The organism is Kaistella jeonii (assembly GCF_000812865.1).
Taxonomy (GTDB): Bacteria; Bacteroidota; Bacteroidia; order Flavobacteriales; family Weeksellaceae; genus Kaistella; species Kaistella jeonii.
On sequence record NZ_JSYL01000012.1, the window covers coordinates 1 to 15,923 of the forward strand.

Genomic DNA, 15,923 nt, shown 5'->3' on the forward strand with positions numbered 1-15,923 from the left:
ATCTGATCAACCTATTCCTCATTAGTTGCTCCTCAGCAGAGCTAATTTCCGCTTCAGTTGATAACAACAAATGTAAAACTATTTTAGGACTAAAATTTAAATGTAAATTTGTACAAGGACTATCAATAAATAAAAGTTAAATCTGTAAACTTTTTTTAGGACGGGTCAGAACCTCAAAATTGAGCCTCCGAACCTCAAAAATGACGTTACCTAACCCCAAAAATGGGGTTCCGAACCCCCATCGATGAGCCGACGAACCCCATCGATGGAGCAATTTGCGCCATGCATGAGGTTCTGAACCTGAATTCCTTTTTATAATAATCTGGATGATCATTTGTTGAACAAGAAAAAACCCATCTCAAATCGAAATGGGTCTTTAATCAAAGGGAAAAATTGATTGCTTACTCGGGAATCGCTGGCGCAGTTTTACCACTTCGGTTAAAAAACTGTTTAAGTTCATTTTGTTTTGTCTCATAACCCAGCGTTCCACCTCCCGCCCGATAAGAGGTATAGGCATAATCTGCGAGCGCAGTTTGATAATTATCGTAATCGTGCAGAATTTTTGCATTTCGCATGTTGAGCACCAGAGATTCTAAACGCGCGATCAAACTTTCATAATTTCCACGGCTGTTATAATCGCGGTCAAACTCGTCCCAGTCTACATCGGTTACCGAAAGTTCGGGACTGTTGGTATGAAAGTCTTTCACTTTGTTCACCAAAAGTTTGTTCTGTTCATTGATGCTTCCATAGCGCAGGCGATCTTCTGGGGTTAAGGGAACATTTACATTTTGTAAGGTAGTTTCTAAATCGGTCATCGCCTGCTTGATGGTGGCGAGTTCGGCTGGTGTAAGATGTACACTTCTTAAATTAATGAGTGGCATAATGTTAATTTTTAATTGATTAATAGCCTAAAGATAAAATCATTCCTCAAAAATATACTGAGAGAAAACACCCTTTCTTGCTGGGTTTAATCACCTAAAAATTTGCATAAAAAAGACGCTCTTTAAAAAAAGCGTCTTTATTATAAACTTTTAAGAAATAAATAAGTGAGTGTTCAATTTTTTAGCGGACACCACAACTTAAAATACTAAAAGTCGGTGGAGGATAAAGCTATTTAATTCGTTTGATCATATTCCTTCATTCCTATGTAGTTTTCAGTCAGTTTAATTTCTGGTCGTCCTAAAACGACACCCATATTGACAGCGCATCGAACAAAATATTCTTCTCCTCTTTCTACATTAATCTGTACTTCCTCCTTCGTCTCCAGAGTTCCCGAGAAATTTTGAGATCCAAATACTTTGGTTTTGTAAACAAATTTTTCTCCATTTCGCAAGCGTCCAATAATGGAATCTTTGGAATCTTTGATCTTATAACCCAGCATTGCACCCGCTCCCGCAGAAGGTCTGTAAAAATGGATCAATGCATAATCGCTGTCTTCAGCAAGTCGCGATTTGTTTCTGCTGTTTCTTTTATCTGCAATGTTAACCATAGACGCTTGATCCATATTGCGATATAATTTCGCCGTGATCCTGTAGCACGTACTTCCTAAGGCGGTAGGTTTTTTCACCTGATTTAACTGAATGATATTGGCACCCGCATTTTTGGCAGAACTGGTTGCCTCTGCAATTACTGTATTATAACCACAGTCTGTGCTGAAGCCAGAATCTCCAACTTTTAGATCACCGATGAACTCTGAATTCGTTGGTAATGCTTCTTCTTTTTCTAAAATATAAACCGGCGTGCTTTCCCCTAATTTCTGATAGCTTTTGTTCGCTATTTTTGTTGAAACACTCGCAGCACAACTGGATAATAAGATTGTTAAAGAAAAGAGTAATGATTTGTTCATTTTAATTTGATTAATTGCTAAATTTTTAATGGATTTTGTTCTGGTGTACAGGTAATAAATAAATTTAAATTCTATTCTTCCGGAAATTCAAACAGATCACCAATCGTTCCCTCTTCCGGGAAATCTGCGTCTTTCACATCTTCGTCAATAAAACTGATATGACCTTCCGTAGATTCTACCACATCGAAACCTTCATTAATTTCTTCTGTTGGTTCAGGAAGCGTGATGTTGATCGTCTTCACCTTGCTTTTCGTCAACTGATTTCCGAGGGCTTTTATTCCTTTGATCCCTATAAATTCATCGGTATTGATGATCTCCGGATCTTTTTGTTTGTCCTTATCTTTCGCAAAAATGAGTTCTAAAGTAGAATTGTTCGCCACAATTACATTCTCGATAAACGATTTCGGATGGTCTGAAAGCATGAACTGCTGTACATTGGTCGTGTTTTCGAGTAAAAATCTTTTGATAAAGTAGATCTGCTTTTCCCCATCAAAATAAATAGCGGTGATCGCCTGCTCTGGATTCCATTTTTCCAGGATCAAATAATCGTCATCGAAACGGTTGCTCAATTCAAACGTAATAAGTTTGGCCTCTCCCTGAGAATTGATGGTCAGAATTTTATCATCGCCTTTAAAACTACCCAGCAAAGTTCCTCTCGCATCGGCGTTTAAACGTCGTACGGTATCATCGAACCAAATTTTTCTCGGTGCTAAAGTAGAATGACCTTCTTCTTTGAGATCCACTTTTTTCACCGCATATTTGGTGACGAGATTTCCTTTTGAATCTCTTCCTTTGATACCTAACTCCGAGAAATCAAGTTCAATTTTATTTTTGCGGACTCTGGCATTAGGTTTCAATAAAACGGTTACAGATTCTGCTTCACCATTAGGATTTGCAGAGAAGTAAAGCATTTCTGAACCTTTTTTATCAGAGGCTAATTTGTAATCTGTATTTCGCGTAACACCTGTAACAGAAAAGCGTTTCATGTAAAACGGACCTTCTTTTCCTTCCCGATAGATCATATTGTAAACCGTTCGTTTATCATTCTTTTTCCAGATCGCGACGTGCTCGATATTTTTTCCGATGAAGGTTTTTGGTTCTACTTTGACCACTTTCATGGTACCATCTTTTTGGAAGGTAATAATATCATCAATGTCGGAACAGTCGAATAAATACTGGTCTTTCTTCAGGGAAGTTCCGATAAATCCTTCTTCAAAATTCGCGTAGAATTTTTCGTTTGCCACGGCAACTTTCGTCGCATCGATGGTATCGAAAATTCTGAGTTCAGTTTTGCGTTCTCTTCCTTTGCCGTATTTTTTCTGAATATTAAGGTAATACTCGATCGCATAAGGGATCAAATGCAGCAAATGGTGTTTTACCTGCTCTATTTTTCCTTCGAGTGCTACAATATTTTCTTTGAATTTATCGAGATCAAAACGCGAAATTCTTTTAATTCGAATTTCTGTTAATCTTAAAATATCTTCTTCTGTTACGGCTCTTAATAAATGTTTGGTGTGCGGTTTTAATCCTTTGTCAATGGTCGAAATTACATCTTCCCATGATTTTACTTCTTCAATATCATGGTAAATTCTGTTCTCGATGAATATTCTTTCCAAAGAAGAAAAATGCCAGTTTTCCTGCAATTCGTGGAGTTCAATTTCGAGCTCTTTTTTCAAGAGAGAAACCGTGTGATCGGTATTTCTTCTTAATATTTCTGAAACCGTTAAAAACTCCGGTTTGTCACCAACAATAACGCAGGCATTCGGCGAGATCGGAATTTCACAATCGGTAAATGCGTATAAAGCATCGATGGTTTTGTCGGGCGAAACATCATTATTCAAATAAATATTGATCTCTACTTTATCGGAAGTGTTGTCTTCGATTTTTTTGATCTTGATCTTGCCTTTTTCGTTGGCTTTAATGATCGAATCAATTAAATCACTGGTATTCTTCCCAAAAGGAAGTTCATTAATGCTGAGTGTATTTCTGTCTTTTTGAATGATCCTTGCTCTTGCACGAATTTTTCCGCCACGTTCACCATCGTGATAACTGGAAACATCGAGCATTCCACCCGTTAAAAAATCTGGAAATAATTCGAACTTTTTGCCTTTCAAATGTGCAACTGAAGCATTGATCAATTCATTAAAATTGTGAGGCATGATCTTCGTTGACAACCCTACTCCAATCCCTTCAACTCCTGCAGCGAGAAGCAGCGGAAACTTTACAGGCAGATCGATCGGTTCATTATTTCTGCCATCGTAAGATTTGGACCAGTCAGTCGTTTTCGGATTGAAAACAACCTCTAAAGCAAAAGGTGTTAATCTTGCTTCAATATATCTTGCTGCAGCTGCAGAATCTCCCGTGTAAATATTTCCCCAGTTTCCCTGAGTGTCGATCAATAATTCTTTTTGACCGATTTGCACCATCGCATCGGTAATCGACGCGTCTCCATGAGGATGATACTTCATGGTATTTCCTACAATATTCGCAACTTTGTTGTAACGACCGTCTTCCAACTCTCGCATCGAATGCATAATTCTACGCTGAACCGGCTTGAATCCATCGAAAATTGAAGGAATGGCGCGATCTAATATTACGTAAGACGCATAATCTAAAAACCAGTCTTTGTATAAACCGGAAACTTTTCTTAATGATTCTTCGTGGTGATTTTCTTGTTCTTCCATTAACTTTTTTCTCTCTCTTTATTTGCTTTAATCACTTTGCTTAACGAAAATTTCAGGTCATTTAACTCTTTTTTCTTTAAGTACGAAATGTCATATTTCAAAATAATCGAATTATTTTTTTTGCTTGAAATTGTGATATACAATCTTCTAAGAATGACAAGATCGAGTATTTCATATTTCAACAGTTTATATTTAGGAAATTCATCAGTCGTTGCTTTATTTAAAAACGGAAATATATTCCTGTTCTTAAAAATTAAAGCTTCGCCATCACTGTCATACTCGAAAATTTGTCTTCCTCTAAAATAAAAGACGAGTAAGATCAATGTAGGAATAATTAAGAATAATACAGAACTCGAATCCAGATAATCATAAAAATAACGCTCTAAAAAAAAAGCTAAAACTCCAACCAAAAAAATCATAATGACCAAAGTACTTAAAAAGTGGTATAAGCCAATTCTGCTGCGGTTATTTAATCTCATCTCTCTTAATTTCTTATTTTTTGTGATCTATTTAGAGTTCAATATCACTCAAAACTTCTTTTTTATCGATATCCGGATCTTCAACCACCAGATTTTCCAAGATAAAAGCTTGTCGGTCCGGCGTATTTTTGCCCATATAAAATTCCAGAATTTGTTCGATTGTCTGATCTTTTCCTAAAACTACAGGCTCCAAACGGATATCTTTTCCAATAAAATGTTTAAACTCATCGGGAGAAATTTCTCCTAATCCTTTGAATCGGGTAATCTCAGGGTTTTTTCCAAGTTCGTTTAAAGCTTTAATTCTTTCGGCTTGAGAATAACAATAGCGTGTTTCTTTTTTATTACGAACTCTAAATAAAGGCGTTTGCAAAATATAAAGATGTCCGTTTTTAATTAGATCCGGAAAGAATTGCAGGAAAAAGGTGATCATCAACAAACGGATGTGCATTCCATCAACATCGGCATCTGTAGCGATAATTACGTGATTGTAACGCAGATCTTCCAGAGAATCTTCGATGTTTAAAGCTGCCTGCAAATAATTGAATTCCTCGTTTTCGTAAACAACGCGTTTCGTTAAACCATAACAGTTCAGCGGTTTTCCTTTTAATGAAAATACAGACTGCGTTTCTACATCACGGGATTTGGTAATTGAACCAGAGGCGGAGTCTCCTTCCGTAATAAAGATCATGGTTTCTCCTTTTCTCAGGGCTTTCTGATCATTATAATGCTGTCTGCAATCACGAAGTTTTTTATTGTGAAGAGAAACCTTTTTCGCTCTTTCTCGTGCGAGTTTTTGGATGCCAGAAAGTTCTTTTCGTTCTCTTTCGGAAATAATAATTTTTCGGTGAATTGCTTCTGCAATATCCTGATTTTGATGCAGGAAATTATCGAGTTTATTTTTTAGGAAATTGGTAATGAAAGACCTAACCGTTTCCTTTCCAGGCTCCATTTCATTAGAACCCAGTTTGGTCTTGGTTTGTGATTCGAAAACAGGTTCAACCACTTTGATGGCAACCGCCGCAATGATCGATTTACGAATATCTGCCGCTTCAAAATTCTTATTGAAATATTCCCGGATCGTTTTCACATAAGCTTCCCGGAAAGCATTTAAGTGCGTTCCACCTTGCGTTGTATTTTGTCCGTTGACAAATGAAAAATAAGTTTCAGACTGTGATTTATCAGAATGCGTGATCGCGACTTCGATGTCTTCATCTTTCAAATGAACGATCGGATAGATAATTTCGCCTTCAATTTCTTCCTGAAGCAGATCTTTCAATCCATTTTCAGAGAAATACGTTTCGCCATTAAAAACTATTTTCAAACCTGGATTCAGGTAGCAATAGTTTTTGAGCATCTTTTCGATATACTCTTTCCGAAACTTGTAGTGCGTAAAAATACTGGCATCAGGAATAAAAGTAATTTCGGTTCCGTTTCGATCTGTTGATTCCGTTTCTTTGAAATCTTCTGTAATTATTCCTCTGGAGAATTCCGCGATCTTCATTTTGCCGTCGCGAATAGATCTTACTTTGAAAAACTCTGAAAGCGCGTTCACCGCTTTACTTCCTACTCCATTTAAACCGACTGATTTTTTAAAAGCTTTTGAATCGTACTTTCCACCGGTATTCATTTTAGAAACTGCGTCAACGACTTTTCCTAAAGGAATTCCACGACCATAATCGCGAACTACGGCTTTACCGTCGTCGATCTTAATTTCAATTCTTTTTCCAGATTTCATTACGAATTCATCGATCGAATTATCGATGATTTCTTTGAGCAAAATATAAATTCCGTCGTCTGCAGAAGAACCGTCGCCTAATTTACCAATATACATTCCCGGACGAAGCCGAATATGTTCCTGCCAATCGAGGGTTCTAATATTATCTTCGGAATAATTAACAATGTCGTTTTCGCTCATATTTTTTTGAAAGTGCTTTAAATTCAGGAACTCACAAAAATAGTGAAAGGAAACTGATTTTTAAAATTTTGTGGAAAAGTTTTGATGATGTTCTCAATGTAAATGCAAAGAATTTTATTAAAATCTTTGGATCCACTTCTCGAAAGCGATCATAAAATCGGTGATGAATTTTTCTGTGGCTTCGTTTACAGTTATAGCATCTTCTAACAAACGGTCTTTAACTCCGCCTATATAAGCTGCAGGCTGTTGCATCATTGGAATGTCTAGTGACATCGCCGCATCACGTATATTGTGATTTGCTCCTAAACCGCCAATTGCACTGGGCGAAACGGTTGCAATTGCACCAGGTTTTCCTTTCCAGGAGTTTTCTTTCGGAGGGCGTGATCCAATTTCCATGGCGTTCTTTAAAACTCCGGGAAGAGTTCTGTTGTATTCAGGTGAAACAAAAAGCACGGCGTCTGAATTCTTAATTTCATTTTTAAAATCGGTCCATTCCTGTGGTGGTGACTTTTCAATATCTTCATTAAAAAAACCGAGATCTTTGATTTCTACGATCTTTAATTGTAAATTTTTCGGGGCAAGTCGAATCATTTCGTTTGCTATTTTTCTATTGAAAGATTCTTTGCGTAAACTCCCGACTATAACTGCTACTTTTTTGTTTTCCATAAAATAATTTGATCCCAATTTACGTAAAAAAAACAGGATATTATGAAGTCTGAAAAATTAATTTTAGTCCTAAAAAAAGCGAACCGAAGTCCGCTTTATATTGTAATTGAAATAGTTATTTCTTGATGAATTTTCTGGAGATGATCTCATTTTCAGTATAAACATTAACGATATATTGTCCTTTTGCAAAGGCTTGAACATCGATCTCTTTTGCAGAAGTTTGTTTTACTAATTTTCCGGTCATATCAAAAATACGAACTGTTTTAATGTCTTTAACATTGTCGATCTTAATAAAATCTGAGCTTGGATTTGGATAGATTTTAATCTGATTTTTTTGTGAATCTGATACCGCGAGAGAACTTTGAGTTACCGTAACATCATCAATTCCAAGATAGAAAATATCAGTACAATCGTAATGTCTAAAAACTAATTTCACGTCCTGACCTTTGTAAGAAGAAACATCAACATTAACTACTTTCGCTGCGGCAAGATAACCGCCATCTAAAGTTTCCTCGAATACTGGAGTTTCAGTGCCCGTAAAAGTAGTATTTGCCGGAATTACATAAACTGCGTAATGCTCATCAAATAATTCTTCATCACCAGCTGCTACCTTAAACGTTAATTCTAAATTTCCCGTTGCAGGAAATGTAATTGCAGGACTTGTTAAAGTATTATCGGGAGTGAAAGCTTCTAAATACCAGGAAAATGAAGTCGCAAAATATCCCTGAAAAGAATCAACTTCATTAAGCTGTGCATCTAAAAATTCCCAACTTTCGGTATCGCCATCACGATCTCCGATGGTCCATAATGCTGCAGTTGCTGGTTCAAAATTTTCTTGAAAAACAACTGTTTGTCCGTAATACAATGCACCTAATCCGAGAGCAGATGCCAAAAATAATTTTTTAACCATAACTAATTTAATTTTTTTTAGGCCGCTAATATATAAAAACAAAAAAAGTTTACCGGCAAAACGGTAAACTTTATGATATAAAAAAGTGCTTTTTTAATTACACGTTAAATCTAAAATTCATCATATCACCGTCCTGAACGATGTATTCTTTTCCTTCAACTCCCATTTTTCCGGCTTCTTTCACTTTGGCTTCTGATCCGAATTTCAAAAAGTCTTCATACTTGATCACTTCTGCGCGGATAAATCCTTTTTCGAAATCGGTGTGAATAACTCCGGCTGCTTGTGGCGCGGTCCAACCTTTTCCAATTGTCCAGGCACGAACTTCTTTTACACCTGCTGTAAAATAAGTCTGCAACTGCAACAGATCGTAAGCTTTTCTGATCAACCGGTTAACGCCGGGTTCTGTTAAACCTAATTCTTCCAAAAACATTTCACGCTCTTCGAAAGTATCCAATTCATTGATATCTGCTTCGATCTGCGCGGCTAAAACAACTACTTCGGCATTTTCGTTCTTTGCCATTTCTTCGATCTTCGCGATCCAGTCATTTCCGTTTTTGATTGAATTTTCATCAACATTACAAACATATAAAACCGGTTTATTGGTCAACAACTGAACTTCCGAAATAATTGGAGTAGAAAAATCGTCCATTGGAAATTCACGGGCATTGTTACCTTCCTCCACAAATTTCTGAAGATTAAGTAGCGTTTCGTAAGTCATAACATCCTCCTTTTTACCAGACTTGATGAATTTCTTCGCCTTCTCAACTGATTTTGCCAAGGTTTCAATATCTTTCAACTGAAGTTCGATATCGATAATTTCTTTATCTCTGATAGGATCTACCGTTCCTTCAACGTGAATAATATTTCCGTCTTCAAAACATCTTAAAACGTGAATAATAGCTTCACATTCACGGATGTTTGCCAGGAATTTATTTCCTAAACCTTCGCCTTTACTTGCACCTTTTACCAAACCGGCAATATCTACAATTTCTACCACAGCCGGCAACACTCTTTCGGGTTTTACTAATTTTTCCAGTTCAAACAAACGCTCATCCGGCACAGAAACTGTTCCGATATTGGGTTCGATGGTACAGAAAGGATAGTTAGCCGATTGTGCTTTGGCATTGCTTAAACAGTTAAAAAGGGTTGATTTACCTACATTGGGTAAACCTACGATTCCACATTTCATATCTTTAGTTCAAAGTTTAAAATTGCAGGTTTAAAGTTGATTTAAACCCAGTAAATAACAGTTTGCAAAGATAAAGATTTTGATTGGGTTTATTGCATAAAAAAATCCAGACCGATTTGGACTGGATTTTATAGATATTGTGAAATATTTTAAGGATTTTCTGAATTTGCATTTCTAGCCAGTTCAGCGTCATCTTCAGCTTTTCCTAAATCTTTATCTAAATTGAAAAGGGATTCATCGGTCGCTCGATCGCCGCCTGCAATTTTTAATTTGTCAATAAGATCCATCGCCAGTGTTTCTTCTTCAATCTGTTCTTTTACAAACCATTGTAAGAAATTCCAGGTTGCCCAGTCTTTTTCTTCAAAAGCCATATTAACCAGGTTGTAGATTTTTTCGGTATTTTCAACTTCATGTTTGAAAACTCTGTTGAAACAATCGGTTAGATTTTGAGGATCTCCTTCAGCTCCTTTCAAGGCACTTACGGTTGGTTTTCCGCCTCTGTTTAAAACATATTGCATGAATTTAATGGCATGATTTCTTTCTTCCAGAGAATGTCGCATCAAAAAATTTCCAATTCCATCGTAACCTTTATCAGTTGCCCATATTCCGTAAGACAGGTACGTGTGAGATTGAAACAGTTCAACATTCATTTGTGTGCTTAATGCCTCTTCCAGAGTTGCTGAAATTCTTTTAGTATCCATATTTTAAATTTTAATGATTTTCGTATTTAATATCAAGAATAATTCCTTTGTTCAATTCTTACATTATTTTAAGGATTTTTTAACAAATCAGATAGAAAAAATTAATGTTCAGATGGTTTTAATAATAATTTTTAGCTTGAATTAGTAATTAATTGCATTGATTATCAGTTAAATAAATAAAAGCCTAACTTATCACTACAAAAATAGTTGTACATTAAAAATTTAATTCTACATTTGTATCACTAAACAATTAGTGATATGCAAATTTCTCAATTAACAAAAGCGGAAGAACAAGTGATGCAATATCTGTGGGACTTGCAAAAAGCCTTCCTTAAAGATATTCTGGAGCAGTTCCCAGAACCGAAACCACACACGAATACGGTTTCTACAATCCTGAAAGTTTTAAAAGAAAAAGACTTTGTTGATTATGAAGTTTTCGGGAGACAACATCAATATTTTCCTCTGATATCAAAAGAGAAGTACAGCGGGAAATCAATGAAAAGTCTGGTGAAAAATTATTTTGAAGGATCTTACACGAATGCAGTTTCTTTTCTCGTAGAAAAAAATGAAATCAGTGTCGCAGACCTGGAAATGCTATTGGATGAACTTAAAAATAAAGACTGATGGAAGCACTTTTTTTCTATTTCGCCAAAGTTATTTTGAGTTCGGGAATACTGTTTTTGTACTATAGATTGTTTCTTAAAGACAAGACTTTTCATCATTACAACCGGTTTTATCTGTTAGCAGCAGTTATGATCAGTTTGTTATTGCCTCTATTGAAAGTGAGTTATTTTACACTTGAAGTAAACAGCAATGTGTATTTCCTGATTGATCGATTACAAAACATAAGTTCTCCGAATAATTCTAACAATGATTTCAATTATATTAAAATTGGCGCTTTACTTACTGGATTGGTTGCTGTCTTTTTTCTAGCAAAATTAGTTTTAGGACTGCTTAAAATTCAGATCTTAAAAAAGAAATTTAGGAAAGAAAATTTCGAAGGAATCAGTTTTTATCAAACCAATTTAGAAGAAGCACCATTTTCTTTTTTCAAAAATTTATTCTGGAAAAATTCAATTGAAATTCATTCAGATCTAGGACGTCAAATTCTAAAGCACGAAATGGTTCATATTGAACAGAAACATTCCTGGGATAAAATTTTCCTGGAAATCATCACTTCCCTATTTTGGTTTAATCCTTTCTTTTATCTGATCAAAAAAGAAATCAATTTAATACACGAATATCTGGCTGATAAAAAAGCCCTAAAAAACTCGGACACCAAAGCATTTGCGCAGATGCTTTTGGCAAGTCACTTTTCCGGAAAACTGTTACCTGCAACGAGTCCATTTCTTAGTTCTAACCTCAAAAAAAGATTAACAATGCTTAAAAAATCTAAAACAAAATTCAGTTATGCGCGGCGAATATTAGCGTTGCCTTTATTATTCACTTTAGCTTTTCTGTATTTGGTGAATGCGAAAAATAAAGAAATTAAAACGACAAATCAGGAAATTGAAAAATTAGTTTCCCAATTCAAATCAGAAGATCTTTCTGCTCAAAAAAATAGTGAAAACAAAGAACAAAAAAATTTCGCTTTCGGAACTGATGTAACAAAAACTCATCAGGAACATCCAGAATTATTCATTAATAAGGATACTATCAAATCAGAAAGTCTTCAGAATTCTGCTACTGATCAGAAAAGGATTTTAGATGCTGACAGAAAAGCAGCGGAAGCAGATCAATTAGTAAATTCAAAAGAATTCAAATTGAAAATAAGAATTGCAGAAAAGCGGGCAAAAAAAGCAGACGCACGTGCAAAGGAATTTGAAAAAAAATATAATTCTCCGGAGTTTAAAAAGAAAATTCAGGATGCGGTAGAACAAGCTGTAGAAGCAGACAAAACAATGAATTCTCCGGAATTTAAAAAGAGAATTGAAGATGCCGTAAATAGTGCTGTAAATGCGGAACAGCAAGCAAAAGAAGTAGATAAAGCAGTGAATTCTCCAGCATTTCAAAAGAGAATTAAAGATCCGGAAAAAAACGGTCAAAAATCTTCGGTGAAATTTCTAGGAAATGCAGGTGAAAATATTGATATTTTCATTGATGAAAAACCCGCGACTTCTGCAGAAGCAGAAAGCTTAAACCCCGATAAAATTGAATCAATGAATGTTTATAAAAAAGGATTTGATGGGAAAGTTAAAGGTGCGATTTATATTAAATTGAAAAAGTAATTTATATTTTAAAATAATTTCTAATTCTTCAAAGATGAACAAACTACTTTTTCTTTCAATCTTTATTTTCTGTTTAGGAAATGCTCAAAATCAGCGATTCAGTTATGTCTATCAATTTGTTCCTGATTCTACCAATCAGGCAGACGTAAAATCTGAAATGACGATTCTGGATGTTGTGCCGGAGTTTTCGAAATTCTATAGTGAAACGGTTTTCAAAAGTGATTCCGCTTACAAGAAAGTTTTGGAAAAAGAAATTATTGCAAGTGGCACAATGAATGTAAAAATGGAAAACCGTAAAGGTTTGTTCAGACATACCATTATTAAGGAATCTCCGGAATTCAAGACATTTTTGGTTACAAGAAGCGGGCAAACGAAACTTAAAGTATTAGACGAAAGAAAAATAAACTGGAAAATTTTACCCGAGAAAGAAAAGATCGGCGAATTCCAAACTCAAAAAGCAGAAACGGAAATGTACGGTAGAAAATGGACCGCTTGGTTTACGACCGAGATCCCACTTCAGGAAGGACCTTATAAATTTCATGGTTTGCCCGGATTGATTGTAAAAATTGAAGATCAAAATAAAAGTCATTCTTTCATGCTAAATGCAATAAAAAACCTGACGCAGGAAGAAGTGAAAAATATTGATCCCAATAAAAATTTCGTCTTCGATTCAGGGGATTATCTAAATATGGATCGAGCTGCCTATAAAAAGTTTTATCTGGATAACAGAAATGATCCCAACAAATCGATTCGTTCATCGTTACAGCAATCTAATATTGTACAGGTGAGCGTTGCAGGACAAAAAACAGATATGACTGAATTTCTGCGGGAGCGCGAAAAAAAGGAAAAAGAAAAAATTGCAAAAGACAATAATATTATCGAACTTGATTTACTGAAATAAATTAAAGAAGATAACTGACAATTTTCATATCTCTTTAGATTGAATTTTTCCCTAACTTTATTCTATTAAAAATTCAAAAAATTATCGTCATGGAAAATCACAATCTTACCCACGAATTCCCAGAGCTGGAAGAAAAAATCAATGATTTTAGACTGAATGATGAAGGCTTCAAAAAAATGTATGTGAATTATGAAGAAGTTAACGCACTCATTCAGCATTATGAAGAAGGGGAACAAAATCATACAACAGACGACCATTTAACAGATTTACGAAAAAAAAGAGTTTCCCTAAAAGATAATCTTTATTCCTATTTAAAGGAATAATCGATTTATAACTAAGAATTTATTTGTTTGAGCGACTGAAAAGTCGCTTTTTTGTTTGTTAAAAACCTTATTTATACTAAAGTTTTTATATTTGGGCTTTCTTATTTTTTAAACTTTCTGTAATTTTTAGCATAAAATTTTATTAAATTCTAATACTTACGTTCGTTTTTCACGAAAAAAGCTTACTTTTGCACCGTCAAAAAACGATTATGCAAAACATTAGAAATATCGCAATCATTGCGCACGTTGACCACGGTAAAACGACTTTGGTTGACAAAATCATTCACGCTACCAGTGTTTTCCGAGACAATCAGGAATCTGGAGAATTGATCATGGACAATAATGATCTGGAACGTGAAAGAGGAATTACCATTTTATCAAAAAATATTTCGGTGACTTATAAAGACACCAAAATTAATGTTATCGATACTCCCGGTCACGCCGATTTCGGTGGTGAAGTAGAAAGAGTTTTGAAAATGGCAGATGGTGTTCTACTTCTCGTAGATGCTTTTGAAGGACCAATGCCACAAACAAGATTCGTCTTGCAAAAAGCATTGGAATTAGGATTAAGACCAGTTGTGGTTATCAATAAAGTTGATAAATTAAACTGTCGTCCTGATGAAGTTCACGATAAAGTATTTGATTTATTTTTCAATCTTGATGCTACTGAAGAGCAGTTAGATTTTCCTACTTTCTACGGATCGTCAAAACAAGGCTGGTTTAATACTTCATTGGAACAAACAGAAGATATTTTTCCATTATTAGATGGTATTTTACAATATGTTCCCGCTCCGGAAGCAAAAGAAGGTCCTTTGAGAATGCAGATTGTATCATTAGATTTCTCTTCATTTTTGGGACGAATTGCGATTGGTAAAGTGATGCAAGGTTCTGTAAAAGAATCAGAATGGATTGGTTTAGCACAAGAAGATGGTAAAATCGTCAGAGGAAAAGTAAAAGAACTATACGTTTTTGAAGGTCTTGGAAAAAAGAAAGTTCAGGAAGTAAAAGCAGGTGATATCTGTGCAATCGTTGGTTTTGATAAATTCCAGATTGGTGATTCATTTGTTGACTTAGAAAATCCAGATCCATTGCCAAGAACGGCGATCGATGAGCCAACTTTGAACATGACATTCTCTATTAACAACTCTCCTTTCTTTGGAAAAGATGGTAAATATGTAACTTCAAATCACCTGAAAGAAAGGTTGATGAAAGAGTTAGAGAAAAATTTAGCTTTAAGAGTTGAACCTACCGAAGATGCAAATACATTTTTAGTATTCGGACGTGGTATTCTTCACCTTTCTGTTTTGATCGAAACGATGAGAAGAGAAGGTTACGAGATGACCATTGGTCAACCACAAGTAATCATCAAAGAAATTGATGGTGTAAAATGTGAGCCTTATGAATCTATGGTTGTTGATGTACCGGAAGAATTTTCTTCTAAAGTAATCGATTTGGCAACTCAGAGAAAAGGTGATCTTCACATTATGGAAACAAAAGGTGAAATGCAACATATGGAATTCGAAATTCCTTCAAGAGGTTTGATTGGATTGCGTTCTCAAATGTTGACAGCAACTGCAGGAGAAGCAATTATGGCGCATCGTTTTACAGAATACAAACCTTACAAAGGAGTAATTCCTGGAAGGTTGGTTGGAGTATTGATCAGCAAAACGCAAGGTCCGGCTACAGAATATTCGATTGCCAAATTGCAGGATCGAGGTAAGTTTTTCGTTAGTCCAGGCGAAGAAATTTATGCAGGAATGATCATTGGTGAGCAAAACAAACCGGTAGATATGGTTGTAAATATTGTTGAAGCAAAACAGTTGAACAACATCCGTGCTGCTGGAAAAGATAAAGACGGAAGCATTGCTCCAAAACAATTGTTTTCCTTAGAAGAATGCATGGAATATATTCAGGGTGATGAAGCGATCGAGGTAACTCCAAACTTCATTAGAATGCGTAAGAAAGTGCTTTCCGAAGACGAAAGAAAACGTATTGAAAGAGGCGCGAAAGCTTAATTTTTCTTTACCTATAAAAACATATTAGCTTTTGCTAAATTGATAAAAGAGTTCCAAATTTATTTG

At 35.3% G+C, this 15,923-nt stretch carries 14 protein-coding genes; 5 read left to right on the plus strand and 9 right to left on the minus strand.

The genetic code is table 11. The features are described from left to right. Nucleotides 1-401 precede the first annotated feature (401 nt). The 9 genes from OA86_RS12955 to OA86_RS12995 all read right to left on the minus strand — a co-directional run bounded on the left by OA86_RS12955 (nucleotide 402) and on the right by OA86_RS12995 (nucleotide 10,390). On the minus strand, nucleotides 402-881 hold the full coding sequence (locus tag OA86_RS12955; protein ID WP_039354097.1) for a hypothetical protein: 480 nt from the start codon (nucleotides 879-881) through the stop codon (nucleotides 402-404). Between the two features lie 233 nt (nucleotides 882-1,114). Then, the gene (locus OA86_RS15410; RefSeq protein ID WP_052257521.1) at nucleotides 1,115-1,846 is read right to left on the minus strand and encodes a hypothetical protein; all 732 of its coding nucleotides are present in this window, start codon (nucleotides 1,844-1,846) and stop codon (nucleotides 1,115-1,117) included. 71 nt (nucleotides 1,847-1,917) lie between these two features. After that, the gene (locus tag OA86_RS12965) at nucleotides 1,918-4,530 is read right to left on the minus strand and encodes a DNA gyrase/topoisomerase IV subunit A (protein WP_039354100.1); all 2,613 of its coding nucleotides are present in this window, start codon (nucleotides 4,528-4,530) and stop codon (nucleotides 1,918-1,920) included. Then, nucleotides 4,530-5,009, minus strand: a complete 480-nt coding sequence (locus OA86_RS12970; RefSeq protein WP_039354103.1) for a hypothetical protein — start codon at nucleotides 5,007-5,009, stop codon at nucleotides 4,530-4,532. Before OA86_RS12970 ends, OA86_RS12965 begins: the two co-directional genes overlap by 1 nt. Before the next feature lie 31 nt (nucleotides 5,010-5,040). Continuing rightward, a complete protein-coding gene (locus OA86_RS12975) occupies nucleotides 5,041-6,924 on the minus strand; it encodes a DNA topoisomerase IV subunit B (RefSeq protein ID WP_039354106.1) in 1,884 nt (627 codons plus the stop codon). 117 nt (nucleotides 6,925-7,041) lie between these two features. Then, nucleotides 7,042-7,590, minus strand: a complete 549-nt coding sequence (locus tag OA86_RS12980) for an NADPH-dependent FMN reductase (protein ID WP_039354108.1) — start codon at nucleotides 7,588-7,590, stop codon at nucleotides 7,042-7,044. Between the two features lie 115 nt (nucleotides 7,591-7,705). After that, entirely contained in the window at nucleotides 7,706-8,500 is a 795-nt protein-coding gene (locus OA86_RS12985) for a T9SS-dependent choice-of-anchor J family protein (RefSeq protein WP_039354109.1), read from the minus strand. Nucleotides 8,501-8,597: 97 nt separating this feature from the next. Beyond that, on the minus strand, nucleotides 8,598-9,689 hold the full coding sequence (gene ychF / locus OA86_RS12990; RefSeq protein ID WP_039354110.1) for a redox-regulated ATPase YchF: 1,092 nt from the start codon (nucleotides 9,687-9,689) through the stop codon (nucleotides 8,598-8,600). Nucleotides 9,690-9,838: 149 nt separating this feature from the next. Further along, nucleotides 9,839-10,390, minus strand: a complete 552-nt coding sequence (locus tag OA86_RS12995; RefSeq protein ID WP_039354112.1) for a ferritin — start codon at nucleotides 10,388-10,390, stop codon at nucleotides 9,839-9,841. 258 nt (nucleotides 10,391-10,648) lie between these two features. Between OA86_RS12995 and OA86_RS13000 the strand changes: the two genes are divergently transcribed. The 5 genes from OA86_RS13000 (at nucleotide 10,649) to typA (ending at nucleotide 15,857) form a co-directional block, all read left to right on the plus strand. Then, nucleotides 10,649-11,014 (plus strand): BlaI/MecI/CopY family transcriptional regulator, encoded by a 366-nt coding sequence (locus OA86_RS13000; protein ID WP_039354115.1) that lies wholly within the window; start codon nucleotides 10,649-10,651, stop codon nucleotides 11,012-11,014. Further along, on the plus strand, nucleotides 11,014-12,618 hold the full coding sequence (locus OA86_RS13005; RefSeq protein WP_039354118.1) for a M56 family metallopeptidase: 1,605 nt from the start codon (nucleotides 11,014-11,016) through the stop codon (nucleotides 12,616-12,618). The genes OA86_RS13000 and OA86_RS13005 overlap by 1 nt, the downstream gene beginning before the upstream one ends. Nucleotides 12,619-12,652: 34 nt before the next feature. Then, nucleotides 12,653-13,519, plus strand: coding sequence for a GLPGLI family protein (locus tag OA86_RS13010; protein WP_039354121.1), 867 nt, complete (start codon nucleotides 12,653-12,655; stop codon nucleotides 13,517-13,519). A gap of 89 nt (nucleotides 13,520-13,608) precedes the next feature. Beyond that, nucleotides 13,609-13,842: an HP1242/YdcH family protein gene (locus OA86_RS13015; protein WP_039354124.1), complete on the plus strand. Its 234-nt coding sequence runs from the start codon at nucleotides 13,609-13,611 to the stop codon at nucleotides 13,840-13,842. Nucleotides 13,843-14,051: 209 nt separating this feature from the next. Beyond that, on the plus strand, nucleotides 14,052-15,857 hold the full coding sequence (gene typA / locus OA86_RS13020; protein ID WP_039354127.1) for a translational GTPase TypA: 1,806 nt from the start codon (nucleotides 14,052-14,054) through the stop codon (nucleotides 15,855-15,857). Nucleotides 15,858-15,923 lie beyond the last annotated feature (66 nt).